The following is a 25,332-nucleotide window of genomic DNA, read 5'->3' as shown; positions in this document are numbered from 1 at the left end:
GCGTCTGGGACGTCTCCATCGCCGTAGACGCCCAACGCCACTCTCAGCCGGAGTGGTCCGCCGAGGCAGCAGACGGCGTCCGATCGGGCTCGACGCTCTCCGGATGCAGTGCCGGCACGACGCACACCGGGCAGTCCGCTCTCCACAGCACCTCCTGCGCGACCGACCCGAGCAGCGTTCCGGCCAGCATTCCCCTGCGATGCGTTCCGATGAGCAGGAGAGATGATCTCGAGGCGAATCTGAGCAGGGCCGCAGATCGACTGTCGCGAATCAGCTCCTTTGCGACAGGGAGCGTGGGGTGCTGGCGCGCTACATGTCGGGCAGCGTCGTCGAGTGTCCGACGGTGTTCACCGATGACCAGCTCGGGATCCACGGCCAGCGCGGTGCCGTAGTCGAACGTCGGGCTGGGCATGAGCCACGCGTGCACGAGGCGCAGCCCTGTCCCGGTCGTGCCCGCTTCGGCGATGCCGAAGGCCAGCGCGGCGTTCGAGGAATCATCGTCCGCGATGCCCACCGTCACGGGATCGCCACCCTCGGTCCACCCGGCGGGGACGATGCACACCGGCGTCTGGACTCGTAGGCTCAGACGCAGGGGGGTCCATCCGTTCGCCGCGGCTCGTATCGGGTGCCCGGTGTGGATGCCGATCACGACGAGGTCTGCACCTTCCGCCGCCTCCGCGAGCGAGGTGGTCACCGCTCCGTCGAGCCGATGCAGTTCGACCTCCAGGCCGGGGACGCGGTCCCGCAAAGCGGCTTCCGCCTCCGCGAGGCGCTCGACGCCCGGGGTGCGATCCTGCGCGGAAGGCGATGCCACCAGAACGACATCGACCTTCGTCATGCCCCGGGTGGAACGCTCCGCTGTCCAACTGAGCGCCGAAATGGCCGCGGGACTGCCGTCGTAGCCGAGGACGATGCGTTCCATGGAAATCTCCCCTTTCTGCAGCGCCAGTGTGGCTCCGCTCTTGAACCTAATCGGGCCGCGCTCGCGCGGCCGGGACGTAGGTCCCGCCTCGCGCACGCGGCACCGTCGCGCAGGACCACCTGGACGTCGAGCTGACGCTGCCGCCTGCGGACGACCTTGGTCGCCAAGAACGCGACCCCGGCCACGACGTGGTCGTGGTCATTGTCGTCGTCGTGATCGGTCGGGCGTCAGACCTTGACCGCGGACAGTTCGGCCAGCCGGAGCCACGTCTCGACGATGGCGTCGGCGTTGAGCGACATCGAATCGATGCCGCGGGCCAGCAGCCACTCCGCCAGGTCGGGGTGGTCCGAGGGTCCTTGGCCGCAGATGCCGATGTACTTGCCGCGCCGGATGCACGCTTCGATGGCGCGTTCCAGCAGATCGAGCACGGCCGGGTCGCGCTCGTCGAAGGACGCGGCGACGAGGGCGGAGTCGCGGTCGACCCCGAGGGTCAGCTGCGTCAGGTCGTTCGAGCCGATGGAGAACCCGTCAAAATGATCCAGGAAGGCATCCGCCAGCAACGCGTTGGAGGGGATCTCGCACATCATCACGAGCTCGAGACCGTTCTCGCCACGGCGAAGGCCGTTCTCCGCGAGGAGGGCGATGGTCGCCACAGCCTCCTCGACGGTGCGGACGAACGGGATCATGATCTTGAGATTCGTGAGACCCATCCGATCGCGGACGTGACGCATGGCCTCGCACTCCATATCGAAACAGGCCCGGAAGCTCGGTGTGGTGTAGCGGGATGCCCCGCGCCATCCGAGCATCGGATTCTCTTCGTGGGGTTCGAAGAGGTCACCGCCGAGGAGACCTGCGTATTCGTTCGTCTTGAAGTCGCTCATTCGGACGATGACGGGCTTGGGCGCGAACGCGGCGGCGATCGTCGAGACCCCCTCCGCCACCCTCTGGACGAAGAACTCCCGGGGTGACGGATAGGCGGACGTCCTCTGGGCCACCTCACTTTTGAGCGGTTCCGCCAGCGCGTCGAACTCGGCGAGCGCGCGCGGGTGGATGCCGATGGCGCGGTTGATGATGAATTCCAGGCGCGCAAGGCCGACACCGCGGTTGGGCAGCTGAGCGAGAGTGAACGCCTGGTCGGGCACGCCGACGTTGAGCATGAGGTCGACGGCGATCTCGGGGATGCTATCCAGCGGTGTCTCTTCGATGGCGTAATCGAGGATGCCTCGGTAGACGAGCCCGTCATCGCCTTCCGAGCAGGCCACCGTCACGCCCGTCCCGTCCGTCAGCGTCGCGGTGCCCGTCCCGGTTCCCACGACGGCGGGGATCCCCAGCTCGCGCGCGACGATGGCGGCGTGGCAGGTCCGTCCGCCGCTGTCGGTGACGATCGCGGAGGCCATCCTCATGATGGGCTCCCAGTCGGGGTCGGTGCGGTCGGCCACCAGCACATCGCCGGCTTGGAAGAGATGCATCAGGCTCAGGTCGTGCATCACCCGCACCGGACCGTGGCCGATCTTCTCACCGACGGCTCGACCGGACGCGAGCACATCGCTCCGCGCTCGCAGCACGTAGCGGCGCAAGACGCTGCTGTCCCTCCGGGTGACGACGGTCTCGGGTCGGGCCTGCACGATGTACAGCGAGCCGTCGACACCGTCGAGCGCCCATTCGATGTCCATCGGGTGGCCGTAGTGGGACTCGATCGCGAGGGCGCCGCGCGCCAGCTCCTCGACCTGCTCGTCTGTGAGGCTGAATCGCGCACGGTCGCCGGCGGCGACATCGGTGAGGACCGTGCTGTCGCCGACTCGCGTGCCGGTCGCATATCGGAGCGCGACCGCCTTGGTCCCCAGCTCGCGGCGGAGGATCGACGGGCGCGCCGCGCGGAGGGCCGGCTTGTACACGTAGAACTCGTCGGGATTCACGGCGCCCTGCACCACCGTCTCGCCCAGACCGTAAGCGCCGGTGATGAAGACGACGTCGTCAAAGCCTGACTCGGTGTCGATTGTGAACATCACGCCGGAAGCACCGACATCGGACCGCACCATGAGCTGCACGCCGGCCGAGATCGCGATGTCGTCCTCGTCGAACCCGCGCTGCGCGCGGTAGACCAGCGCACGGTCGGTGTACAGCGAGGCAAAGACGCCGCGGATGGCCTCGAGCACGTTCTCGATGCCGTCGATGTTGAGGAACGTCTCCTGCTGTCCGGCGAACGAGGCGTCGGGCAGGTCTTCCGCCGTCGCAGAGGATCGCACGGCCCAGGTGACCTGGTCGGGGTGCTCCTGCTTGGCGACGAGCATCGCGTACGCCGCGCGGATGTCGTCGTTCAGACTGGCGGGAAACGGCTGACCCTCGATCCAGGTGCGGATCCGCGCCGCCACCGACGCGAGATCGCGGACATCGCTGACATCGAGGTCGGCCAGCTCGGTACGGATGCGTTCCGAAAGGTGGCCGTGCGTGAGGAAGGCGCGGTACGCGTCGGCGGTGGTCGCGAAGCCTCCGGGAACTCGGACGCCCGCGCTGTGGATACGCGAGACCATCTCGCCCAGCGATGCGTTCTTGCCGCCGACGCGGGGCAGATCGGCCATCGTGATGTCGCGGAACCAGAGCAGATTGGACATGTCGTGCGTCTCCTATGACTAGAGCCATGACGCGCGTGCGGGACGGACTGGCCTGAAGGCGGACCCGACCGCAGCGCGATCACAGCGTGCGTGCTGCTGAGGCCATGCTCTTCACGCGCGCACGGGAGGGCAGGGTCGAAGGTCCCGCCGCGGACCGCGGGACGTTCGGCCCAGTGGTCTCCGAGTCGATCGCAGAGTCTGAGTGCATCAACGAGGAAGGGAGCGGACGGTGAACGCACTGATTGTGTACGAGTCGATGTTCGGGAATACGCGCAGGCTCGCGGAGGCGATGGCAGAGGCGCTGGAGACGTCGGGGGCGGACGTCACCGTCTCACCCGCCTGCGAGGCACCGGCCGACCTGAGCGACTACACCCTGGTCCTCGTTGGGGCACCCACGCACGCGCACAGCCTCCCCCGGCCCAAGACGCGTGCCGAGGCCGCGGAGTGGGCGGTCGATCCGACGAAGAAGCTGAGCCTCGAAGAGACCGCCCGTGCCACGGGAGTCCGGGAGTGGCTCGATGCGATCATGCTCGTCGGCAGCCCCCGGTTCGCCGTGTTCTCGACGCGAGCCGATATCCCGCGGATCTTCTCGGGCGATGCGACCGCGGCAATCGCGAAAGCGCTCCGCCGCCGTCTGGCTGACGTCGACGCCCATGCCGACTTCCTTGTCGGTATGGACAATCGGCTCCTCGACGGTGAGGAGAGTCGAGCGCGCGAGTGGGCGGGCGGTCTGGTCGCCGTCCCGAGCGCATAGCGGCGGTGGCGGGCATCATGAACACGCAATCCACCGTCGGCCCGCTTCCGACCCTGCCAGGGACGACCTTGCCTCGGGCGACGAGAATCAGCCTTCTCGCGCTCCAGGGGCTCGTCGCATTCACGGCTGCCCTGGGGGGTGCCGCGCTCGTCCTCGGCTCGCTCGCACCGGAGCTTTCGACAGTGCTCAGCCCTCCGGCGGAGCACCTCGCAGGGAGTCCGTTCTCGTCGTATCTGGTGCCCGGCCTCCTGCTGGCACTTGTCGTCGGAGGCACTCAGGCGGTTGCGTTCATCCTCGGCGTGACTCGACACGATCTGACGTTGCCGGCTGCTGCGGTGGCTGCTGTCGGGCTGTTGATCTGGGTCTTCGTGCAGATGGTGTTCATCCCGTTCAGCTTCCTGCAGGCGATCTATTTCCTCGTCGCCATCGCGGAAACCTGTCTTGTCCTGCTTGCGCTCGGCATCCTCCGTCCCCTGGCGCGTCTCACCCGGTGACCGAAGCCAGATGAGCGCGCACACCCTGGGCGAACGGGCTCCGGCCGCGCGAGCGGTCGTGTTCGTGACCATCGCTTTCGCGATCTCGTGGAGCCTGTGGTTCCTGCATCCGCTCGTCGCGCAGGACCAGGGGATCGCGCTCACGCTGGACCAGCTCGCAACCTTCGGTCCGGCGGTGGCGGCGTTGCTCGTGGCCGACCGCCCGGCCCCCACCAGTGGCGCGCACGATCAGCCCCCGCGATTGCGGGTCATCCTCGCAGCGCTCGCAACCCTCGCCGTCACCGGCTTGCTCCTCGCTCCGCGATGGGCGGATGTCTCCTCCCCGTTGGCGGCGGCGCTCCTGGTCCTGCTGATCGCGATCCCCGCAACCCTGGTCTGGATCTCGGGAAGCCGTGACCCTCGTTTCGCGACGCTGCTCGCCAGCATCCTGTCACCGCGTTCGCCGTGGTGGACATACCTCGTCGCGCTCCTGCTGTTCCCTGCAGCGAGCCTTCTGGATAGCGGCCTGGTCGCGCTGTTCGGCGGGGAGGTCGGCTCGCAGCCGCGGGTGCTCGCAGAGGCATCCTGGACCGGCATCCTGATCGTCTTCGGGGTCACTCTTCTCTTCGGCGGGCCACTCGGCGAGGAGATCGGATGGCGCGGATGGCTTCTTCCGACACTGCAGTCACGGCTGAGTCCGCTCCTCTCCAGCCTGATCGTGGGACTCGTCTGGGGGCTCTGGCACCTACCGCTTCACCTGCGAGGCGTGTACGACGGTGACATGGGCACGGGTCTGGGGGGCTTCGCCGTCCGCATCGCGAGCAGCTGCCTGCTCGCTGTGATCTTCACCTGGCTGTACAACCGGTCGCGCGGCGGCCTGCTCGTCGTGATCCTGCTGCACACCTCGGTGAACAACACCTCGGGATACTGGCTGCCGGTGAACATCGGCCTCACGATCGTGCTGCTCGCCTTCGCCGCGGGCGTGGTGGTCGCCGACCGGATGTACCTCCGGCCCACGCCGGCGTCGCATCGACGCAGCACCTGGATTCCGGTATGACCTGGCACGAGCATCACGTGCCTCACGAAGGGCGACGGCCTGCGGCGGAGGCTCCGACGCGGCCACCGTCGACGGCTGCGTATCTCCTCGATGAAGAGGAGGTGCTCGCGCGATACGGCACGCGTCGCGAAGGGCTCACATCGGCGGAGGTCATCGAGCACCGCGTGGAGCACGGCGACAACGTCATCGTCCGCGTGCATACCGAGCCGCTGGTGCTGCGGTTCCTCCGCCAGTTCAAGGACTGGATGATCGTGCTGCTGCTCGTCTGCGCCGCCATCACCGCCTACCTCGGTGATGCGCTGACTTCCGGGGTGCTGCTGCTGCTGGTCCTGCTCAACACGTCGATCGGGTTCTTCCAGGAGTATCGATCGGGCAAGACGATGGAGGCTCTGCAGCATCTTTCGCTGTCGCAGAGCCAGGTGCTGCGAGACGGCACCCTCACCGAGGTCGACTCGACAGAGCTGGTCGTCGGAGATGTCGTGCGGCTGACGGAGGGGGCTTCTGTGCCGGCGGACATACGACTGATCGAGGCGAGCGCGTTCTCCACCAACGAATTCGCCCTGACGGGCGAGAGCGATCCGACCCGCAAGTACACGCACCGCATCGCGACCGAGGTCATCGTCGCCGAGAGACACAACGTCGCGCACGCCGGCACCACCGTGGCGACCGGTGAGGCGATGGGCGTGGTGGTCGCCACCGGCACCCACTCGGAGCTCGGACGCATCGCGCAGCTCGCCGACGCGGCGCCGCAGACCATCAGCCCACTTCAGCGGGAGATGGGCCACATCGGCAAAGTGATCACGTACGCCACGTTCAGCCTTGCGCTGGTCCTTCTGGTCGTCGCGGTCTGGGCCGATCTGCCGCTGCACGAGGCGGTGCTCTTCACCGTGGGCTTCGCCAGCGCCGTGATCCCCCAAGGCCTCCCCGCCGAGGTCAACACCGCACTGGCGCAGGCCGCGTCCACCCTCGCTCGTCGCAACGCGCTCGTGAAGCGACTGAGCGCCGTCGAGACGCTCGGCTCCACAGAGGTGATCTGCACCGACAAGACCGGAACCCTCACCAAGAACGAGATGACCGTCACCGAAGTCGTGGTGGGCGACCACGACTACGTCGTGCACGGCACGGGCTACGAGCCGACCGGCGAGGTCGAGTGGGCAGCGGATCCTGCTGCGGAGACACCACACGATCGGGCGCGCCTCGTCGGCTTCCTCCGCGTGGGCGTGCTCGCCAGCAACGCCCGACTGCTTCCGCCCGACGAGAAGCACCCGGCCTGGCACATCCTCGGCGACCCCACGGAAGCGGCCCTCCTGACCGTTGCCGCGAAGGCGGGGATCGACCTTCCCCGCGAGCGGCGCGAACAGCGCAAGGTGCGCGAGTTTCCCTTCGACTCGGCGCGCAAGCTGATGACCGCCATCCGGGAATCCCCGGACGGCACTCTCACCGCCTGGGTGAAGGGGGCGCCGGAGTCTGTTGTCGCTCGAGCCAGCCACATCGACGACGGAGACGGCATCCGTCCTCTCACAAATGCCGATAGAGAGGCCTTCCTCGCTCTGCACATCGCACGATCCGACCGCGGTCTGCGCAACCTCGCGTACGCCTCGCGCGCGGCGACGCCCGCCGACGTCGCCGCGGTCGACCCGCGGGCCGTCGAGACAGGTCTGGTGCTCCTGGGGCTCGTTTCGATGGTCGATCCCATTCGCGACGAGGTGCCGGATGCGATGCGGCGCGCGATCGACGCCCGCGTCAAGGTGAACATCATCACCGGTGACTTCTCCCGCACGGCCGAGGCGATCGCTCGCCAGGCGGGACTCGATCACGACCACGCGTTGACGGTCGTCACCGAAGACGAACTTCGCGTCATGCGCGACGAGGAGGTGCTCTCCCGGGCGCTCGCCGGCGGCACAGTCTTCAGTCGCGTAGATCCCACGGACAAGACACGAATCGTCGACCTGGTCAAGAAGTCCGGCCGCATCGTGGCGGTGACAGGCGACGGTATCAACGACGCCCCCGCGCTGCGGCACGCCAGCATCGGGGTCGCCATGGGCGCATCCGGCACCGACGTCGCAAAAGAGGCAGCCGAGATCGTGCTGCTCGATGACAGCTTCTCGACGCTGGTCGGCGCCGTCGAGCAGGGGCGCGTGATCTACGCGAACATCAGCAAGGGCGTGATCAGCTGCCTCACGTCGAACGCTGCCGAGCTCGTCGTCAACATCGTGAGCCTCGTCCTCGCCACGGTCGCCGGTCTGCCGCTCGCGATCAACGTGATGCAGATCCTCGCCATCGACCTGCTGGGCGAGCTGCTGCCCATCGCCGCGCTGGGGCGCGATCCCGAGGAGGGCTCGGTGATGAACCACGCACCCCGAGACCCGAAGTCGCACATCGTGGGGCTGCGCAGCATCGGCAACCTGATGTACGCGGGGTCGATCATCGGCGCACTGGCGATCGGCAACTATCTGCTGTTCTTCGAACGAGCAGGATCGGCCCCTTTCGCCGCGCCCGTCGATGCCTCACTTGTTGCACAGGCGACCACCATGACCTACGTGACGGTGCTCGTGTGCCAATTCTTCAACATCACGCAGCGGCGCAGCGAGCGCGGACTGTTCACGCGCTACATCTTCTCGAATCCCACCTACTGGCTCGCCTGCGTCGCGGGCATCGGCATCATGCTCGCGATCGTCTACGTTCCCTGGCTGCAGACGGCCTTCCGCACCGGCCCGCTCGACGCGACCGACTGGGGCTTCGTGCTGATCGCCGCTGCCGTCTTCGTCGCGATCCGTGAAGCCGGACTAGCACTGGGCAGACGCGGTCCCCGTGCACACCGTAGAGGCCGATAACACACGTCCTCGCCAGAATCGCCTTCGGCAGGGAGCTGCGGTTGTCGCATTAGCGGAGTGAACGAGGACGGAGATCAGCGCGTCGAGCCGCCGATCCCGAAGGACCAAGGACCCGGAATCGCACGCAGAGCGGTCCTAACGTGGCGTGCATGTCAGCTAGCCCCGTCGAGGATGGCGCTCAACTCCGACACGACCTACGCACTACGCCTGAGACGGCTGCCGTTGATCGTCTGCACGCGCGAGAGCGTCGATGGCTGACGACCTGGATCTGCGTTGTCGCAGCCGGCGAAGCGCTCGGATTCGTTGCTCCCGCGACCGTGGGTGTGCTGTTCTCACAATCAGCTGTCTTCGTCCCTCTCCTTTTGATCGCCGGGGCCATCGAGGGTGCGATGCTCGGCTGGTCGCAGGCAATCGTCCTGCGGCAACGGCTCCACGGATTGCGCCGCGCAGCCTGGGTCGCCCTCACGGCGGCCGGCGCCGTTGTCGCGTACTTCGCTGGCATGATCCCCTCCAGCACGGCAGACATCTGGACGAGTTGGACCTGGTCAGCCCAGGCGGCACTGTTCGCCGGGGTTGGGGTCGTGCTGCTGCTGTCCATCGGTACTGCGCAGTGGTGGGAGCTGCGTCGTTACGTTCATCGTGCCGCCTGGTGGATCCCCGGGACGGGAGTCTCATGGCTGGTGGCACTGGCGCTGTTCTTCGCGATCGCGACACCCTTGTGGCACGACGGGCAGGCGGTCGCGTGGGCGGTATTGGTAGGAGTGGCGGCAGGAGTCGCGATGGCGGCAATGATGGCCACCATCACCGGGCTGATCTTCCTCGTGCTGCTGCGCGCCGACCCGCGGCGCAGCTGAATGTCATTGGCGACCGACGCCCTCCTCCCCTCCTCCTCCCCCCGAGTGGCTGCGGAGTCGCCGGGTCGGTGGTGTGTGAGATGCAGCAGGCTGTTCGCGATCAGGTCAATGAGGATTTTTCGAGAGCTCGCGCTGGGTGATCAATCTCGCCAGCGGGTCGACCTGCTCGGCGTCACGACCAGCAGGGGTACCGCCGATGAGTTCGAGGATGCCGTCCAGCTCTTTGAGGACCTGGACGATGAAGAACGTCCGATCCAACAGGGCGTTGCGCGGCTCGATGGTCATCACGGGTCAGTCGAGTCCCGCGGCCCATCGGACGGGGCTGGCATCAGCGCCGGAATGTTGCGACGAGCGATGTACGGGTCGGTTTCTCGCGTCGGACGATAGACCACTGTGGAGTGGTAGAGGAATCGAAGGAAGAAGCCGGCTCCCAGGAGGACTGCCTGAACGGGAACGCTGGGCATTGCGGCCGCCGCGACGAGCCACCAGAGCAGCGCCCCGCGAAAGAGCGATTCGGCGCCGTTGAAGGCGACTGACTGTGCGAACCGGACTCCGACGGGGCGGCCCTGGTCGCGGCGGGTGTGAAAGACGAACCGTTCTTGGAGCGCGAAGTTGCCGACGATGGTGGCGGCGGCGGCAATGATCGCCGCCGTCAGGAACCATACGCCGAGGGCTTGGAGGCCGGCCATGATGGCGAGGTTGGCGACCGCGCCGATTGCGCCAATAAACGCGAATGCCGGCATCCGCCCGAAGCGGAGGGTTGCCAGTTGAAGGAGGAATCTGAAGCCCTGCCTGCTGTCGGCTTTCGACTGGCCGGCATCGCGTGCCGCGAAGACCAACGGCTCTTCAACTACTTTCAGGTCGTTGCGGGCGAGGATCTCGAGCAGGATCTTGAAACCGCGGGGCTGGAGCGCTTCGAGGTCGATCGCCGAGCGTCGCAGCGCGAAGAACCCGGTCATCGGGTCGGTGCAGTCCCGGAGGCGGTGCGGGAACAACGCCCGGGTCAGGATGGTGGCGATCGCGGAGATCACGTGGCGGGAGCGTCCGTTCAGGCCGACCGATGAGCCTCCATGAAGATGGCGCGATGCCACCACGACGTCGGCGTGCTGGGTGTCGCCGGACTTCAAGAGCGCAGGAATCGCCTCGGGCGGATGCTGGAGATCGCCGTCCATCACCAGGCACCACCGGCTGGAAGATGAGACCAGCCCGGCGACGACGGCGCCTGACAGCCCCCCAACGGGTTGAGACCTGTGTATCAATCGCACCGGGATGGGCACACGCGCCGCGACCTGCTCGATGACCGACGGTGTGTCATCCGTGGAGTCGTCGACGAAGACGATCTCGGCCGTCCAGCCGACCAGGGAGGTCTGGATCCGTTCGACCAGCGCAGGCACGTTGCCGGCCTCGTTGAGGGTGGGCACGATCACGGTGACGTCCATGGGCTTTACTCCCGATTCGATGAGGAGGGTGTGGTGTCTGTCCCGGGGTGCCGGTTCGGATGAGTCATTGGTGACGCGTCAGCAGGTAGATGACGGTGCGGTGGACCAGTTGGGCGGACGTAACGGTGAACCCGGCACTCTCGAGGGCGCGGACGTCGGTCTCGTCGATGTTGTCGGCGCTTCCGGTGCGCTCGACCACCCACACGCGTTCAAGCGGCGCGAGCTTCGCCGTGACATCGCTGACAGGGTTGGTGGTGTCCCACAGCTCTGCCCGGTCTCGGTAGGGCGTCTTGAGGGCGATGTCCTCGAGTCCGCGGAAGCTGTCCGGGTAGAGGCGAAGAGCCAGGCGTGGTCGCTGACGGGGAGCAGTTGTGCGGTCGAACACGATTCCGTCACCCGGCCGGGCTTGCTGGCCGATGATGGTCGCGGTCTGGGCGAGGTCACTGCCGTGGTCTTTCGCGTATGGGCCTCGTTGACCGATGTCCGTCGGGATGGCGAGCGCGAGCAGCAGGACCACGGCGGCGACTCGTGCCGGCCTGAATGCGATCGCCCGGAATCCTGCCGCGAGGAGGAGGGCGACGCCCGGGACGCAGAAAGACAGGTAACGGATGCTGTAGGCCGGGGTGGTGGCATTCACGGCCAGCAGGACGAGCGTCGGCAACGCGACCCAGAGCACCCCGAGAATCACGACGGGCGCTCCACGCCCCGTGCGGCGCCACTCCAGGACCGCTGCGGCGACCGCGCCGACGATGACGATCCACGCTGCGCCGGCGAGGACAGGAGTGCCGAACCATTGGGTGACGAGAACCGATCTCGGGGTCGCGTAGCCACGGTGAATGAGGAAGCTGATCTGACCCCGCTGCGAATATCCGAGCGCCACCATCGGGAGTGACAGGATCACCGCGAAGCCGGCCGCGGTGAACCAGGCCCGCCGCATTCCACGGCCGCGGATGGCGAGCAAATACGCACCGTGGACCACCAGGAGCAGCCCGAGGTAGAGGAACAGGTGGACACCGATGGCCAGCCCGACCGCGTACGCCAGCCAGGCAAGTCGTGTGGAGCGCTGCCGGGCGAACGGGTGTCGGAGGAGCAGTAAGAATAGTGCGGTGATCCACACCGAGGCCGCGGCCGAGATCGCATAGGAACGCGCCTCTGCACCCATGTAGTCGGTCCGAGGCAGCATTGTGCACAAAACCGCGGCGAGAACACCGAACCGGCTTCCGACCAGCATCCGACCGACGACGAACGTCCCGGCGACGCAGAACCCGACCGCGATGGCACTGGGCAGCCGGACGGACATCTCGGATGCGCCGAACACGTGGATCCAGAAGTGCAGGAAGAGGTAATAGAGGCCGTGCACGGCATCGACGTTCGCGAGCATCCGCATCAGGGACGACAGCGGGCGTTCGGCGGACAGCACACTCGCGGCTTCATCCCCCCAGAACGATGGAATCCATGACCCGACCCACACGACCGCAAACCCCAGAAGCCCCATTGCGAGCGGCAGTCCCCTCTGATCACGCGCAGGAAATCGCGTGCTGCCGGCGGCAGTGCGCGGGGGCAGGAGCGCGGTCACAGGGGCAATGATCGGCCGTGGTGATGCCGAGCGACTGGGAATTCCGCCTCCGTTGTTGAAACTCTGTAAAGGAATCTCGGCGCGCAGTCGACCGCCCGGGACGACGGGGTTACCTTGTGGTCATGCGACACATCACGCGACCACCGGCGCGGGCTGTCGCAGCGCTATGAACACGTCGCCCGCCGCCGCGGCGGCGAAGTCGATCCTCATCGTCGAAGACGACGAGCAGATGGGACTCGCGCTCGTACGCGGCCTCCGCGCCGAGGGGTACCGCACCGCTCTGGTCGCCAATGGAGTCGATGCGCTGATCAACGCGGCCGCCGGGAAGTTCGCCCTCGCCGTCGTCGACGTGATGCTCCCGCAGATGTCGGGCTTCGAAGTGTGCCGCCACGTCCGCGAATCCGGGAACGCCCTGCCGATCATCCTGTTGACCGCGCGGGACGCGGTCGACGACCGCGTGACTGGACTGGACTCCGGAGCCGATGACTACCTGACCAAACCCTTCAGCTTCGCAGAACTGGCAGCGAGGATCCGTGCTCTCATCCGGCGCGATCCTGCCGCGCACCGGGCCGAAGTCACCGCCGGCGACCTCACGCTCGACTCTCAGTCGCGCAAAGGGTACGTCGCGGGTGAGTCGCTCGCCCTCAGCCCGAACGAGTTCATGCTGCTACGCGAGCTCATCACCCGCCTGGAAGCCACCGCTACCCGCACGCAACTGCTCGAGGCGGTGTGGGGGTCCGCGGCCCACATCGACCCGAACATCGTCGAGCAGTACATCAGCGCTCTGCGCAAGAAGCTCGCAGCGCGGGACAGCATCGTCTCAATCGTCACGGTTCGCGGGGTCGGCTACTTCGCGGCGGTCTCAGGATGAGATGGTTTCGACGACTCTCTATCCGCTGGAGGATCACCCTCGGCAGCGTCGCCGTCGCCGCCGTCTTGCTGACGGGCGCGGCGGTCGCCTTCCGGTTCGAGACCGCGCAGGTGCAGATCAATTCCGACAAGAAGCTCCTCTACGACGCAACCACCCCCTACCTGACCCAGATCAAGGCTCACCCCGACGAGATCGACCCACCGGGCGGGGAGCAGCACGTCGCCGTCGTCGACTCCAACGGTCACTCGGTCGTGAGCAACATCCCGGGCGCGCTCGAAGCCGGAATGGACGAGCTCACCCAGCTGGACGACGGCTCGCACTTCATCACACGAGCGGGCGCGAACTACCTCGTGATCGTTCGCACCGTCACCACCCCCGAGGGCGACTGGCACGTCGTCGCCACCCGCGACCAGCGGCTGACGGAGATCGTCCTCACCAACGTCACGTACGCGCTCGTGATCGGTGCGGCTGTGCTCCTGGTCGGGTTCGGGCTTGCCTCCTGGCTGCTCACCACCGCCGCCCTCCGGCCGGTCACGCGGATGCGCCGGCGCGCGGAGACACTCCAGGCCACCGAATCGGCCGACCCCCTGCCCGTCGGTCCCGCGGACGATGAGCTGTCTGCTCTCGCCGTCACCCTCAATTCGTTCATCACGAACGTTCGTGAGACCGCGGCCAGGGAGAAACAGATGGTCTCCGACGCGAGCCACGAACTGCGCACCCCCCTCGCGGCACTGCAGGCGCAGCTCGAATTGGCCCACCTCAGTGAGGGTGACCCGACGGCGCTCAAAGCCGACCTCGAGCAGGCCGAGCACTCGGTCGACCGGCTGGCGCGACTCACGACGAACCTCCTCGTCCTGTCGGCGCTGGAGGCCGGACAGGACGCCCAATCGGCACCGTGGAGCGCGATCGTGGCCGAGTTCGGCGCGGCATCCGACCGTGCCCGCCTGCTGGCGCTGCACAAAGACATCTCCGTCGCGTTCGACGTCGATGACACGGACGACCCGAGTCACTACCGGATCTCGACGATGAACTTCTCCCAGGTGATCGACAACCTCGTGGGCAACTCCCTGCGCGCCGTTCCGAAATCCGGAGAGGTGCACGCCCACCTGACACGCGAAACTGGCGGCATCTGCCTGACAGTCGAGGACTCGGGCCCCGGGATGCCCGAAGATTTCCTCCCCGTCGCCTTCGACCGCTTCTCACGCCCGGACACGCACCGAAGCGACGCGACCGGTGGCAGCGGACTAGGCCTCGCCATCGTCGCGGCAATCGTCTCGACCGCCGATGGGCAGGTGCAACTGGCAAACCGGCCGGCAGGCGGCTTCACCGTCACCGTCACCATTCCCCAAGCCCCGACTCGGGTCAGCGGCAATGGGAGTGGGCCGAGCGAAGGACCTCTGACCGGGTGAGATTGGTCGATAGGGGTCGTCGTGTTCGCCGTCGCCGCGACCGTTGAACGTACGATCAACGCATGGATGACGAAGACGTCTCGGAGCTGGTCGACGGGCCGGCGCCCGCGCCGGTGAAGATCGCTCGCCTGTGGTGGGTGGTCTCCGCAGTTGCCGCACTGCTGCTGGTCGTCCTGCTCGGCGCGGTGATCTTCTATCGGCAGGCGGACAAGCCGTTCGGTTTCGAGGTGGAGTGGATGGGAGAGCTGGTCGAGGCGCGCGTGCCGGTGTTCACCGGCCTCGCCCTCTTCTTGAACTGGCTCGGCGGGGGCGTCGGCGGGATCGCTCTTGTTCCGCTCGTCATCATCGCCGGCCTGCTTCTCTGGCGAAGGCCGTGGGCGGCCTTGTATTTCGTCTGTGCCACCATCGCGAGCGCGCTGGTGGTGCTCGTCATCAAGAACCTCATTGGTCGTCCGCGTCCGACCGATATCCTCGTCACCGCCGACGTCGGTTCGTTCCCGTCCGGCCACAGCGCGAATGCAGCGCTCATGGCGACGACGCTGGGAATCATCTTCTGGCGCACATGGGTGTGGATCGTGGGGGCCGCCTACACCGTGCTGATGATGCTGAGCCGCACATACCTCGGGGCGCATTGGATATCGGACACGGTCGGCGGGTTGCTCGTCGGGGTCGGACTTGCGGTGATCATCTGGGCCCCGTTTGCATTCGTGCTCTATCGTGAGCGCCGCAAACCACATCCGCCGATCTGGGTGAAGGTCGCCACTCCCGCAGCGCGGATCGAGCAGTCCGGAGACAGCACCCACTAGCGAGCCACAGCAAGCACGCGGCGAACCGCGGGAAGCGCGGGAGGCCGCCCGGCGGGTACACGCCGCGCGGCGCACGCCGGGCTCGCGGGGGCGTAGCCGCTCACGGGCCGGCGGATCCGAAGTCCCGCGGCACTGCGCCCGCTCGCCTCCTTCTGGCGGAGTTCCGGTCGACGAGAACGGCGGTAACGACGGCCGTGACGGGCATCAGGTTGCCGATGAGGACGCCGATCTCCAGCGGGAATCTGCCCCCGCCAGTCACGAATGCAATGCCAATCAGGTCCTGGATGACCCACCCCGCGAACGGGCCCCGCGATGACCCCGATCACGCCGACACCCACGACGCGCAGCCCGCTCGTGGACCACCTGGGACGCGGGTGGTGCGCCGAAGACGGTGGTGCACCGGCATCCGAGTTCGGGAACACCGCGGAAATACGCGGCAGAACGCCTCATTCGCCCCTCAGAAAATGGGAGTTCGAATCCTCATCCTCCGCACCTGCGATCCCGGTGTTTTCAGAGGATCGCGACCAGTTTGAAATCCCCCGACCGCGGACCACCGACGGACGTCCCTCGCTCATCGGCTGCCGAGTGTCGTCAGTCGTCGTCCTCGTCGAGAGTCCCGAAGGGCGATTCGACCTCGCCACGCCATGCCTCGATGCCCTCTCGGATGGCGAGGCCGGCGACGACCAGTGCGGCGACGGAATCAGCCCACATCCACCCGAACAGGGTGTTGAGGAGAAGCCCGATGAGCACGGTGCCGGACAGGTAGACGCAGAGAAGGAGCTGCTTCGCGTCAGCTTGGACGCTCCTGGAGCCGAACTCGCGTCCGGTGCGGAACTCGAACCAGGCGAGAACGGGCATCACGATGAGGCTGAGGGTCGCGATGCCGATGCCGAGCGGGCTGTGATCGACCTCCTCGATCCCGGTCAGAGTGAGGATGGCGTCGACGATGACGTACGCGGCGAGGGCGAAGAATGCGATGCCGATGGCACGGACGGTGGGCTTCTCCCACCGTTCCGGGTCCTTGCGGGTGAACTGCCAGGCCACCGCGGCGGCAGAGAGGACTTCGACCACGGAGTCCAGCCCGAAGCCGATCAGCGCGGCGGACGAGGCCATGGAACCGGCCCAGATCGCGACGATCGCTTCGATGATGTTGTAGCTGATGGTGAACGCGACGATCAACCGCACCCGACGATGCAGCACCTGGCGCCGCTGCTCGGAGACGGGCGCGCTCAACGGTCGCCGCCCGCACAGCAGCCGGCGACGGCGCAGGACTCGTCGATACACGGCGCGTTCTCGTCGACAGCGAGGCTGACCTCGATCAGGCTGCGCAGCGCCTGTGCGAGATGAACGTCGGCGATCTCGTAGCGCGTTTGGCGGCCCTGCGGCTCTGCAACCACGATGCCGCAGTCGCGGAGGCAGGTGAGGTGGTTCGACACGTTGGCCCGGGTCAGCTCCAGCTCCCGCGACATGATCGTCGGATAGTTCGCGCCGTCCAACAGCGTCAGGAGGATTCTGGATCGGGTGGGGTCCGCCATCGCACGACCCAGCCGGTTCATCACATCAAGGCGGCTAGCAATCGTGAGCACAGCACGACTATACAGCCGTCACTGTACTGTCAAAGGGACCAGGTGCGCGGCCACAGCTGCTGAGACCGTTCGCGTCGCTCCAACGACTCGAGTGCGGCGGCGCGGTGACGAGACTCCGCTCCCCTCGATCGCTCTTGCAGAGTCCGCTGTGCGTTCCGCCCAGACCGCTCGGTCGCGTAGGACCCGGCGACGGCGACGGTCTACCGGGGCTGGCCGGTCAATTCGGAGAGCAGCGACTCCACGCGCCCGCGAATTTCGTCGCGAATCGGGCGAACCGCCTCGATACCCTGGCCCGCCGGGTCGTCCAGCTCCCAGTCCTCGTAGCGCTTGCCCGGGAAGATCGGGCACGCATCGCCACACCCCATCGTGATGACGACATCGGACTCCCGGACCGCATCCACGGTCAGCACCTTCGGAGTGTTCCCCGCGATGTCGATCCCCTCCTCTGCCATCGCCGCGACGGCGACGGGGTTGATGGTGTCCTTCGGCGCAGAACCAGCCGAGAGCACCTCGACATCGTCGCCGCCGAGCGCACGGAGGTAGCCGGCGGCCATCTGCGAACGGCCCGCATTGTGCACGCAGACGAAGAGGACGGTGGGCTTGCCAGTCATCGGGGTCTCGCCTTCTCTTTCGAGAAGCATAGACCACGATCTATCTGATCTGGGAGCCGGCAGATGAACGATCGGCGACGAGATCGTTCAGCAGCTCCCGCACCCGCGCTTCGATGTCGTCCCGGATGGCGCGAATCCGAGCGGGCGACTTCCCGACCGGGTCTTCGAGATCCCAGTCCAGGTAGCGCCGGCCAGGGTAGATCGGGCATGCGTCGCCGCAGCCCATGGTGATGACCACGTCCGCCGCGCGCACGACTTCGTCGGTGAGAGGCTTGGGAAACTCTCCTCCGAGCGGAACGCCGATCTCGTCGAGAGTCGCCACGATGGCCTGACGGACATCACTCGCCGGCTGGGAACCGGCCGTCCTCACGGCCACTCGGTCGCCGGCGAGCTGGCGCAGGATCCCGGCGGCGATCTGCGAGCGGCCGGCGTTCTGCACGCACACGAAGAGCACGGTCGGAGTAGCGCTCGGACGCCCGCTGACTTGCTTCATCGCGTCGAGGCGGGCAGCCGCGAACGATGCCGTCCGACTCGCGATCATCGGCGACCGGGACCGGCTCGCAAGCAGGTCATGACTATCGACGACCGCGGCATGGACGCTCTCGGGACTGAAGACTCCGTGGAAGCGAAGAGTCAGATCGTTCGCGATGCGCTCGAGGTCCGGCTCGGTGACAGACATGGCCCCGCCGAGCAGCGCATCGATTCGGTCATGGTGGTCTGCGGCGATCGAGTACCAGACGCGGCGCCCGTCGGGCTCTCGTACGACGATGCCGTCTTCGTGCAGAGCCTTCATGTGGTGACTGACGGTCGGCTGCCGAAGCCCCAGCACCTCGGCGAGCCGGCCGACCAGCGCTCGACCCTCCTCGGACTCGCGGATCAGGCGGAGAATGCGCGCGCGTGTGGGATCCGCCAAGGAACTGAGATCGCCGGGCGTACTCATAGATCGCAGTCTATCTCTTCTGCCAGCCTCGAGACGGCGAAGGTCAGGTCACCACGGGGTGCAGGTCTCGAACGGATCGCCCCAGATCGGTAACCACCCACCTACCGTCCGAACGCTCGATCCACTCGAGGTTCGCCAACTGCCACAACAGCTGCCCCGCGATCCTCGGCAACCGTCGTGCGTGAGCAGGCGAGAGCGATGGTCGGCGTTCCAGCCATGACCGCGCGATGTCGTCGGCGTCGCGTGCGCCGCCGGCGTCGACGATCTCCAGGACGGTCAGACGGGGTCTGCTGAGGTAGCGGCGGATGGTTGCGGCATCCATCGTCAGTCGCTCTGCACAGTGGAGCTTCGCCGTTCGATCAGCAGTGTGTCGCGCCAGCTGCCCGCGTGCGGGCCGGCTCCGGATTGGGCGATGCGCTTACGTCGCCCCACGACGCGGAATCCCGCCGCCTCGTGGAGCCTGACGCTTGCGGCATTCTCCGGGAAGATGCTCGACTGGATGGTCCAGACACCGGAGTTCTCAGCGGCGCTGATGAGGGCATCGAGCAGGAGGCGGCCAACGCCCTGGCCGCGGGCGCTGCGGTCGATGTACACGGAGTGCTCGACGACGCCGCGGTATGCCGGCCGCGACGAGACCGCGGATGCCGCCACCCAGCCCATGACGACTCCGCCCGCGTCCAGTGCCACGAACCGCAGTCCCGGCAGCTTCCCTCCGTCGAAAGCCTGCCAGGTGGGGGTGGCGACCTCGAAGGTCGCCTCGCCGTCGTCGATTCCCTGCGCGTAGATCTTCTCGACCGTCGGCCAGTCCGCCGGCGTCATCTCGCGGACCTCGGTCAACAGCATCCACCGCCGTTGGCGGCGTCGGTGGAGCAGACGCCGGTGGCCGGGAGAACCAGCTCGGCGTTCGACGCGGACGTGGTATCGCCGGCGATCCACGCCGTCACCGAGCGCACCTGCTCATATCCGGTCGCCAGCAGGAAGGTCGGCGCCCGGCCGTACGACTTCATTCCGACGATGAAGAACCCTTGCTCCGGGTGGGTGAGTTCCCGGAACCCGTGCGGCTCGACCGTCCCGCACGAGTGGACGTTCGGGTCGATGAGCGGCGCGAGACGCCTGGGCGCCTCGACGATCTCGTCGAGATCGAGCCGGATCTCTCGGAGGATGTCGAGGTTCGGCCGGAATCCGGTGGCATTGACGACGATATCGGTCTCGTGGTCCACCACCTCGCCGCCCCGGTGGCCGACCAGTTCGACGGCGTCGCCGGTGCGGCGCGCACGGATGATCTCGAAGCCGTCGACGAGGGCGATGTCGCCACGCTCGACGGCGCGGTCGACGCGGCTTCCGAGGTTTGCCCGTCCGATGAGCTCGTCGCCCGGCGAGGACGATACGCGCACCACTTTCGCGTTGCGAATGAGCCAGGTCACGCTGGTGCCGGCTTCCTCCCGTGCGAGCTGCACCAGTGCGAGCAGCGTGTTCGCGGCGGAGTGTCCCGCTCCGACCACGGTGACTCGCCGTCCCGCGAACTGCGCGCGATCCCTTCCGAGAACGTCGGGGAGTGCCGGAGTCACGTGTGCAGCGATGTCGGACATGCCCAGCAGCTCGAGGCCGCTGGAGGAGAGGGAGTTCGGGGAGAGGTAGGTGCCCGAGGCGTCGATCACGGCGCGGGCGGCGACATCCTCGACGTCGCCGTTCACGGTTCGGATACGCACGGCGAAGGGCGCTGCGGCGCGGCCCGCCGTGCGGGTGCGATCCATGCCCTCGCGCGTCACGCCGATCACCTGGACGCCGGTGCGGATCTGCGGGGCGATCTCGTCGAGCGCCGCGAGAGGTGCGACGTACTTCTCGACGAGTTCCGTTCCTGTCGGTGCACGATCCGGGTCGGGCAGTTCCCAGCCGCGCTCCTCCAGCAGGCGGCGGGATGCGGGGTCCACGAGGTGCTTCCACGGAGAGAACAGGCGGGTGTGTCCCCATGAGCGCACACTTGCGGCGACCTCATCCCCCGCCTCGAAGACGACGAAGTCGATGCCGCGCTCGACCAGATGCGCAGCAGCCGCCAAACCGATCGGACCAGCGCCGATGATCACGACGGGCAGGGTCGAAAGCCGACTGGCCTCAGAGACGCGGGGTGTCAGGTCGAGCAGGGTCACAGCATCCTCCAACGGATATCGATGAACTTCGATACGATTGTGACCCCATCTATCGACGTCTGTCAATATCGACTACTCTCGATGTATGACCACGATGCTCGACGTGACGGACGTCACCGCCGGCGCCTGCTGCGCACCCCTGGTGCGCGAGCCGCTCTCCGCAGCGGAGGCCGAACAGCTCGCCACCACCATGAAAGCACTCGCCGATCCGGCGAGGCTGCGCCTGCTGTCCATCGTGGCCGCCTCGGAAGACTCCGAAGCATGCGTGTGCGATCTGATCGAGCCGGTCGGGCTCAGCCAGCCCACGGTGTCGCACCACCTGAAGATCCTGACGACGGCCGGGTTCCTCACCCGAAGCAAGCGCGGCACGTGGGCCTACTTCAAGCTCGTACCCGGCGCGCTGGACCGCGTCTCACAGCTCCTCGTCGCATCGTGACGCACACCGTTCGCGCCGCCGCCGGTGAATTCCTCGGCAGCGCGGGACTCGCCGCCGTCGTGATCGGGTCTGGCATCGCCGCGCAGCGGCTCTCCCCCACGGATGTCGGGCTGCAGCTGTTCGAGAACGCGTTCGCAACCGCGCTCGGCCTCGCGGTGCTGATCCTCGTCTTCGCGACGGTATCGGGATCGCATTTCAACCCTGTCGTGACCCTCGTCGACATCACCCTGCACCGACGGACCTGGACGACGGCAGCCGTGTACCTGCCAGCACAGGTGCTCGGATGCATCGCGGGCGCGGTGCTCGCCAATGTCATGTTCGCGGCCCGCGCGGTTGCCTGGAGCACGACGGACCGCTCCTCGTGGCCGCTGCTGCTGTCGGAGGTGGTGGCGACAGCCGGGCTGATCCTTCTGATCTTCGCGCTCGTGCGGACGGGGCGATCGCACCTTGCCGCCCCGGCCGTCGGCGCTTACATCGGCGCGGCCTACTTCTTCACCTCGTCGACGAGCTTCGCGAACCCCGCGATCACCATCGGGCGCATGTTCAGCGACACCTTCGCCGGAATCGCTCCGGCATCGGCGCTGCCGTTCATCGGAGCACAGTTCGTCGGCGCGGCACTCGGGTTCGCGACCGTGCGGCTGCTCTTCCCGGTTGCGGTGCCCGAGCCGGCCGTCGCACGGGGCTGATGGAGCGACCTCCCCGCAGCGGTGGACGCTTGGCGGCGCTCGCGCTCGCGCAGATCGTCGCATGGGGCGTGATGTACTACGCCGTGCTGGTGGCGGCCCCGGCGATCGCCGACGACACCGGATGGAACGACGATGCAGTCTTCGTCGCGATCACCCTGGGGCTGCTGACGTCCGCCCTGTGCGCGATCCCCGTCGGACATCGGCTGGATCGACATCCGAGACGCATCATGGTGATGGGCGCCGTCGTCGGAACCGTCGCACTGATCGGCGCAGCCGCCGCACCCACGATCTGGGTCTTCACTGCGGGGTGGATCCTGTGCGGCGCCGCCCAATCCGCCTTGCTCTACCAAGCCGCCTTCCCCGGATCCATCGGGCCGCACGACCCGCGCCGGCAAGCGGTTGGCAGATTTCGGTCAGCGCTCGCGACCCAGCAGGAGCGTGTTGAGTGCCCACCCGGCGAGTGTGACGAGCACGATGGCGCCCGCCATCGCGAGCAGCTGCGGCGGCTGCGTGAGGATGCCGAGGCTCACGATGAGCGTGGTCGCTCCTGCGGGCGGGTGAGGCGTCTTCAGCAGCGTGAGCACGAGCGTCGTGATGGCCACCGATAGCGTGCCGGCCACCACGTACGAGACGGTCAGACCACCATCAGGTGCGGAAGGCTGGCCGCTGAGGCCGAGAGCGTAGAAGCACGCTGCGCCCGCCACCAGACCGACGGCGTGCCCCACGAGCGCGTTCTTCGGGCGCGAGGCTTCGTTCTCGGGCGACTCGAAGAACAGCATGACCGTGGGGCCGAGGCTGGGGAACAGCCAGGGTTGCTTGAGGGCGAGGCCCACCGCGCCGGTCAGGGCGAGTACGACCAGGCTGAGTCCGGCGGCATAGCCGCTCGCCCCGGCACGGTTCGCGCGCATCCGGGGGCCCGGGCGGGCGGTCATCGTGCGACCTGAAGAGCCTGCGGGGCGGCGAGCCGGACCGGCCATCGCTCGCGCTGCGCGAATGGGGCGCGGGTTCCGCGGATCTCGGCGATGCGGTCGACCATTGTCTCCTCCTTCATCGGCGAGTCTCGGCGGTGAACCGAGCGCGGGCATCCCCGTGGACAAAGACATGCGGGTGTGGAATCATCCGAGCCCACGGCGCACGCACCTTGCGAATACTGCACGAGACGGCTGCCATGCGGACGCGCATGTCCCTCAACCGTTCAGCGTGCCGATGGCGATCCCGTCGCGGACGGCCCCCTGCCCGGTATCAGCGCAACTGGGCGAAGCGCTCAGCATCCCGCGTCGGGCCGACGACGAGGATCGTGTCGCCCGCTTGCAGGACTGTCGTGTTGTCGGCGTTCGTCCACGAACCGCTGTCGTGGTGGTACGCCGCGATGGTGACGCCGTGCTTCTTGCGCAGCCCGGTCTCGCCCAGCGGAATTCCTTGGATGGTCGATGGCACCGGTGCCTTCACCAAGGCGTAACCCGGTGCGACCTCGATGAAATCCAGCGCCGCACCGCGCACGAGGTGCGCAACACGGCGACCCATGTCCTTCTCGGGGTAGATCACGTGATGCACCCCCAATTGCTCGAGGATCAATCCGTGTCGATCATCGACGGCCTTGGCCCAGATGACCGGGATGTTCATGCTCAGCAGCACGGAGCAGGTCAGGATCGACGCGGAGATGTCGCCGCCGATAGCCACGACCACCCGGTCGAACTCATCGACCGCGAGTTGCTTCAACACCTCGTACCTGGTCGAATCAGCGCGGACGACCTGGGTGAGCTCGCCGTTGAGCGATTGCACGAGCTCTTCGTCGGCATCGATGCCGAGCACCTCCGTCCCACCACTGACCAGTTCGAGTGCGAGGGCGCTGCCGAACCGGCCGAGCCCGATCACCGCGACCGAATCGGCCTCGGCGATGCGGCGCGAGGTGTCACCACGGAGCAGAGGGAATCTAGCCAACGGCGGGCCTCTCTTTCGGGTATTCGTACAGGATCCGCCGGTCGCGCAGCGCGATCGCGGAGCCGAGGGTCAACGGGCCCAGACGGCCGAGGAACATGAGGACGACCAGGACCAGCTGTGCAGGAGCGGAGAGGCTCGCCGTGATGCCCGTCGAGAGACCGACCGTGGCGAACGCCGAGACGGTCTCGAACAGCGCACGATCGAGACTCTCTCCCGTCAGAAGCATCAGAAGTGCGGCTCCGGCGACGACCGCCGCAACCGCGATGAGCACGACCGTGATCGCCTGGCGGTGCACAGCCCGCGAGAGGCGCTTGCCGAAGATGTTGACCGCACCCTCACCACGCAATTCGGTCATCATGATGAAGAACAGCACGGCGAAGGTCGTGACTTTGATCCCGCCCGCTGTTCCGGCTGGACCCGCGCCGATGAACATCAGCACGTCCATTCCCAGCCAGGTCTCGTCGTGCAACGCCCCGATATCGACGGAATTGAACCCCGCGGTGCGGGTCTGCACCGATTGGAAGAACGCGGTGAGTACGCGACCCCAGGGATCCATCTCGCCGAGGGTCCGCGCATTGTTCCACTCCAGCAACGCAATGAATGCCGTGCCGCCGATCAGGAGCACGGCGGTGCCCCACAGGACCAGCTTGGTGTTCATCGACCAGTGCAGTGGGCGGCGGAATTCCTTGCGCAGCTGCACGATGACCGGGAACCCCAGTCCGCCGAGGATGATCGCCCCGCATATCGGCAAGCAGATGAACGGGTCCTGCGCGAATCCGATCAGGTTGTCGCTGTACAGGGCGAAACCCGCGTTGTTGAACGACGACACCGCATGGAATACGCCGTACCACGCCGCTTCGCCCACGGTGTAGCCATAGGCCGAGAGAAAGCGGAGGAAGAGCAGGAGGAACGTCGCGCCTTCGATGGCGAAGGAGATGACGACGATGCCGCGGACGAGCCCGCGCACGTCATCGAACCCGACTGCTTTCGCCTCGGCGGCGGTGTTCAGCCGTGCGCGCACCGACAGCTTGCGAGCCAGCACCAAGCCGATGAGCGACGCGAAGATCATGATCCCGAGGCCGCCGAGTTGAATCAGCGCCAGGATCACCACCTGCCCTAACGGGGTCCAGAAGGTCGCTGTGTCGACGACCGTCAAACCCGTGACGCACACTGCGCTCGTGGAGGTGAAGAGCGCCTGGATGAAGCTCGCGCCGCCGGGGCCCACCTTCGAGATGGGCAGCATGAGCAGAATCGTGCCGGCCGCGACGGCGATGCCGAACCCGGTCACCACCGCTTGGGCAGGGTGCAGCCGGAAGCGCCGGCTCGATCGGACGAACTGCGCGCGCTCGGAATGTACGCGGCTGCTCACCCCCGAACT

Annotated in this window: 24 protein-coding genes and 1 pseudogene; 11 read left to right on the top strand and 14 right to left on the bottom strand. The window is 67.2% G+C overall.

The annotated features are described in order from the left end of the window. Positions 1-43: 43 nt before the first annotated feature. Both ACI3KY_RS03685 and ppsA read right to left on the bottom strand, forming a co-directional pair. Positions 44-1,018 (bottom strand): universal stress protein, encoded by a 975-nt coding sequence (locus ACI3KY_RS03685; protein ID WP_404928854.1) that lies wholly within the window; start codon positions 1,016-1,018, stop codon positions 44-46. Between the two features lie 131 nt (positions 1,019-1,149). Further along, positions 1,150-3,534 (bottom strand): phosphoenolpyruvate synthase, encoded by a 2,385-nt coding sequence (gene ppsA / locus ACI3KY_RS03680; protein ID WP_404928853.1) that lies wholly within the window; start codon positions 3,532-3,534, stop codon positions 1,150-1,152. Positions 3,535-3,763: 229 nt separating this feature from the next. On the opposite strand from ppsA, the gene ACI3KY_RS03675 reads away from it, so the two are divergent. From ACI3KY_RS03675 to ACI3KY_RS03655, 5 genes are all read left to right on the top strand, one after another. Further along, positions 3,764-4,288 carry a flavodoxin family protein gene (locus tag ACI3KY_RS03675; protein WP_404928852.1) on the top strand — a complete coding sequence of 175 codons (525 nt, stop codon included), beginning with the start codon at positions 3,764-3,766 and terminating at the stop codon, positions 4,286-4,288. Positions 4,289-4,293: 5 nt separating this feature from the next. Then, a complete protein-coding gene (locus ACI3KY_RS03670; protein ID WP_404928851.1) occupies positions 4,294-4,782 on the top strand; it encodes a hypothetical protein in 489 nt (162 codons plus the stop codon). Positions 4,783-4,792: 10 nt separating this feature from the next. After that, the gene (locus ACI3KY_RS03665) at positions 4,793-5,818 is read left to right on the top strand and encodes a CPBP family intramembrane glutamic endopeptidase (protein WP_404928849.1); all 1,026 of its coding nucleotides are present in this window, start codon (positions 4,793-4,795) and stop codon (positions 5,816-5,818) included. Then, the gene (locus tag ACI3KY_RS03660) at positions 5,815-8,652 is read left to right on the top strand and encodes a cation-translocating P-type ATPase (protein WP_404928848.1); all 2,838 of its coding nucleotides are present in this window, start codon (positions 5,815-5,817) and stop codon (positions 8,650-8,652) included. The genes ACI3KY_RS03665 and ACI3KY_RS03660 overlap by 4 nt, the downstream gene beginning before the upstream one ends. 317 nt (positions 8,653-8,969) lie before the next feature. Continuing rightward, positions 8,970-9,506 carry a hypothetical protein gene (locus ACI3KY_RS03655; RefSeq protein ID WP_404928847.1) on the top strand — a complete coding sequence of 179 codons (537 nt, stop codon included), beginning with the start codon at positions 8,970-8,972 and terminating at the stop codon, positions 9,504-9,506. A 105-nt stretch (positions 9,507-9,611) separates the two neighbouring features. Here the strand turns inward: ACI3KY_RS03655 and ACI3KY_RS03650 are convergent, their stop codons facing one another. The 3 genes from ACI3KY_RS03650 to ACI3KY_RS03640 form a co-directional block, all read right to left on the bottom strand. Further along, positions 9,612-9,791, bottom strand: a complete 180-nt coding sequence (locus tag ACI3KY_RS03650) for a hypothetical protein (protein WP_404928846.1) — start codon at positions 9,789-9,791, stop codon at positions 9,612-9,614. Beyond that, positions 9,791-10,945 carry a glycosyltransferase gene (locus ACI3KY_RS03645; protein ID WP_404928845.1) on the bottom strand — a complete coding sequence of 385 codons (1,155 nt, stop codon included), beginning with the start codon at positions 10,943-10,945 and terminating at the stop codon, positions 9,791-9,793. Before ACI3KY_RS03645 ends, ACI3KY_RS03650 begins: the two co-directional genes overlap by 1 nt. A 64-nt stretch (positions 10,946-11,009) precedes the next feature. Continuing rightward, positions 11,010-12,365 (bottom strand): hypothetical protein, encoded by a 1,356-nt coding sequence (locus ACI3KY_RS03640; protein ID WP_404928844.1) that lies wholly within the window; start codon positions 12,363-12,365, stop codon positions 11,010-11,012. 322 nt (positions 12,366-12,687) lie between these two features. On the opposite strand from ACI3KY_RS03640, the gene ACI3KY_RS03635 reads away from it, so the two are divergent. From ACI3KY_RS03635 to ACI3KY_RS03625, 3 genes are all read left to right on the top strand, one after another. Beyond that, positions 12,688-13,392 (top strand): response regulator transcription factor, encoded by a 705-nt coding sequence (locus tag ACI3KY_RS03635; protein ID WP_404928843.1) that lies wholly within the window; start codon positions 12,688-12,690, stop codon positions 13,390-13,392. Next, positions 13,389-14,801: a sensor histidine kinase gene (locus ACI3KY_RS03630; protein WP_404928842.1), complete on the top strand. Its 1,413-nt coding sequence runs from the start codon at positions 13,389-13,391 to the stop codon at positions 14,799-14,801. Before ACI3KY_RS03635 ends, ACI3KY_RS03630 begins: the two co-directional genes overlap by 4 nt. 62 nt (positions 14,802-14,863) lie before the next feature. Beyond that, positions 14,864-15,607, top strand: coding sequence for a phosphatase PAP2 family protein (locus tag ACI3KY_RS03625; RefSeq protein WP_404928841.1), 744 nt, complete (start codon positions 14,864-14,866; stop codon positions 15,605-15,607). 591 nt (positions 15,608-16,198) lie between these two features. On the opposite strand, the gene ACI3KY_RS03620 is transcribed toward ACI3KY_RS03625, so the two are convergent. The 6 genes from ACI3KY_RS03620 to ACI3KY_RS03595 all read right to left on the bottom strand — a co-directional run bounded on the left by ACI3KY_RS03620 (position 16,199) and on the right by ACI3KY_RS03595 (position 20,891). After that, positions 16,199-16,840 (bottom strand): cation diffusion facilitator family transporter, encoded by a 642-nt coding sequence (locus ACI3KY_RS03620; RefSeq protein WP_404928840.1) that lies wholly within the window; start codon positions 16,838-16,840, stop codon positions 16,199-16,201. Next, positions 16,837-17,193, bottom strand: coding sequence for an ArsR/SmtB family transcription factor (locus ACI3KY_RS03615; protein ID WP_404928839.1), 357 nt, complete (start codon positions 17,191-17,193; stop codon positions 16,837-16,839). Before ACI3KY_RS03615 ends, ACI3KY_RS03620 begins: the two co-directional genes overlap by 4 nt. 200 nt (positions 17,194-17,393) lie before the next feature. After that, positions 17,394-17,804 (bottom strand): arsenate reductase ArsC, encoded by a 411-nt coding sequence (locus tag ACI3KY_RS03610; RefSeq protein ID WP_404928838.1) that lies wholly within the window; start codon positions 17,802-17,804, stop codon positions 17,394-17,396. 40 nt (positions 17,805-17,844) lie between these two features. Next, positions 17,845-18,744 carry a metalloregulator ArsR/SmtB family transcription factor gene (locus ACI3KY_RS03605; RefSeq protein ID WP_404928837.1) on the bottom strand — a complete coding sequence of 300 codons (900 nt, stop codon included), beginning with the start codon at positions 18,742-18,744 and terminating at the stop codon, positions 17,845-17,847. A 324-nt stretch (positions 18,745-19,068) separates the two neighbouring features. Beyond that, a complete protein-coding gene (locus tag ACI3KY_RS03600; RefSeq protein WP_404928836.1) occupies positions 19,069-19,587 on the bottom strand; it encodes a GNAT family N-acetyltransferase in 519 nt (172 codons plus the stop codon). Continuing rightward, complete coding sequence (locus ACI3KY_RS03595; RefSeq protein ID WP_404928835.1) at positions 19,578-20,891, bottom strand: FAD-dependent oxidoreductase; 1,314 nt, start codon at positions 20,889-20,891, stop codon at positions 19,578-19,580. Before ACI3KY_RS03595 ends, ACI3KY_RS03600 begins: the two co-directional genes overlap by 10 nt. 85 nt (positions 20,892-20,976) lie before the next feature. On the opposite strand from ACI3KY_RS03595, the gene ACI3KY_RS03590 reads away from it, so the two are divergent. The 3 genes and pseudogenes from ACI3KY_RS03590 to ACI3KY_RS03580 all read left to right on the top strand — a co-directional run. Continuing rightward, positions 20,977-21,327 carry a metalloregulator ArsR/SmtB family transcription factor gene (locus ACI3KY_RS03590; RefSeq protein ID WP_404928834.1) on the top strand — a complete coding sequence of 117 codons (351 nt, stop codon included), beginning with the start codon at positions 20,977-20,979 and terminating at the stop codon, positions 21,325-21,327. Beyond that, a complete protein-coding gene (locus ACI3KY_RS03585; RefSeq protein WP_404928833.1) occupies positions 21,324-22,013 on the top strand; it encodes an aquaporin in 690 nt (229 codons plus the stop codon). Before ACI3KY_RS03590 ends, ACI3KY_RS03585 begins: the two co-directional genes overlap by 4 nt. After that, positions 22,013-22,342, top strand: a pseudogene (locus ACI3KY_RS03580) (MFS transporter); the annotation flags it as partial. The gene ACI3KY_RS03585 and the pseudogene ACI3KY_RS03580, both read left to right, overlap by 1 nt. 84 nt (positions 22,343-22,426) lie before the next feature. Here ACI3KY_RS03580 and ACI3KY_RS03575 read toward each other — a convergent pair. The 3 genes from ACI3KY_RS03575 to ACI3KY_RS03565 form a co-directional block, all read right to left on the bottom strand. Next, complete coding sequence (locus ACI3KY_RS03575) at positions 22,427-22,945, bottom strand: HPP family protein (RefSeq protein WP_404928832.1); 519 nt, start codon at positions 22,943-22,945, stop codon at positions 22,427-22,429. Positions 22,946-23,255: 310 nt separating this feature from the next. Beyond that, positions 23,256-23,954, bottom strand: a complete 699-nt coding sequence (locus tag ACI3KY_RS03570; RefSeq protein ID WP_404928831.1) for a potassium channel family protein — start codon at positions 23,952-23,954, stop codon at positions 23,256-23,258. Next, the gene (locus tag ACI3KY_RS03565) at positions 23,947-25,323 is read right to left on the bottom strand and encodes a TrkH family potassium uptake protein (RefSeq protein ID WP_404928829.1); all 1,377 of its coding nucleotides are present in this window, start codon (positions 25,321-25,323) and stop codon (positions 23,947-23,949) included. Before ACI3KY_RS03565 ends, ACI3KY_RS03570 begins: the two co-directional genes overlap by 8 nt. Between the last annotated feature and the right edge of the window lie 9 nt (positions 25,324-25,332).

It is taken from the genome of Microbacterium sp. ZW T2_14 (assembly GCF_044987405.1).
Taxonomy (GTDB): Bacteria; Actinomycetota; Actinomycetes; order Actinomycetales; family Microbacteriaceae; genus Microbacterium.
This window is presented reverse-complemented; position numbering and strand designations above follow the sequence as displayed.

Excerpts from the sequence above, each read along its gene's own strand:
- ACI3KY_RS03590 (WP_404928834.1), top strand. The coding sequence starts at position 20,977 with ATGACCACGATGCTCGACGTGACGGACGTCACCGCCGGCGCCTGCTGC.
- ACI3KY_RS03645 (WP_404928845.1), bottom strand. The coding sequence starts at position 10,945 with ATGGACGTCACCGTGATCGTGCCCACCCTCAACGAGGCCGGCAACGTG.
- ACI3KY_RS03660 (WP_404928848.1), top strand. The coding sequence starts at position 5,815 with ATGACCTGGCACGAGCATCACGTGCCTCACGAAGGGCGACGGCCTGCG.
- ppsA (WP_404928853.1), bottom strand. The coding sequence starts at position 3,534 with ATGTCCAATCTGCTCTGGTTCCGCGACATCACGATGGCCGATCTGCCC.
- ACI3KY_RS03605 (WP_404928837.1), bottom strand. The coding sequence starts at position 18,744 with ATGAGTACGCCCGGCGATCTCAGTTCCTTGGCGGATCCCACACGCGCG.
- ACI3KY_RS03650 (WP_404928846.1), bottom strand. The coding sequence starts at position 9,791 with ATGACCATCGAGCCGCGCAACGCCCTGTTGGATCGGACGTTCTTCATC.
- ACI3KY_RS03630 (WP_404928842.1), top strand. The coding sequence starts at position 13,389 with ATGAGATGGTTTCGACGACTCTCTATCCGCTGGAGGATCACCCTCGGC.
- ACI3KY_RS03665 (WP_404928849.1), top strand. The coding sequence starts at position 4,793 with ATGAGCGCGCACACCCTGGGCGAACGGGCTCCGGCCGCGCGAGCGGTC.
- ACI3KY_RS03625 (WP_404928841.1), top strand. The coding sequence starts at position 14,864 with ATGGATGACGAAGACGTCTCGGAGCTGGTCGACGGGCCGGCGCCCGCG.
- ACI3KY_RS03610 (WP_404928838.1), bottom strand. The coding sequence starts at position 17,804 with ATGACTGGCAAGCCCACCGTCCTCTTCGTCTGCGTGCACAATGCGGGC.
- ACI3KY_RS03635 (WP_404928843.1), top strand. The coding sequence starts at position 12,688 with ATGAACACGTCGCCCGCCGCCGCGGCGGCGAAGTCGATCCTCATCGTC.
- ACI3KY_RS03600 (WP_404928836.1), bottom strand. The coding sequence starts at position 19,587 with ATGCTGTTGACCGAGGTCCGCGAGATGACGCCGGCGGACTGGCCGACG.
- ACI3KY_RS03575 (WP_404928832.1), bottom strand. The coding sequence starts at position 22,945 with ATGACCGCCCGCCCGGGCCCCCGGATGCGCGCGAACCGTGCCGGGGCG.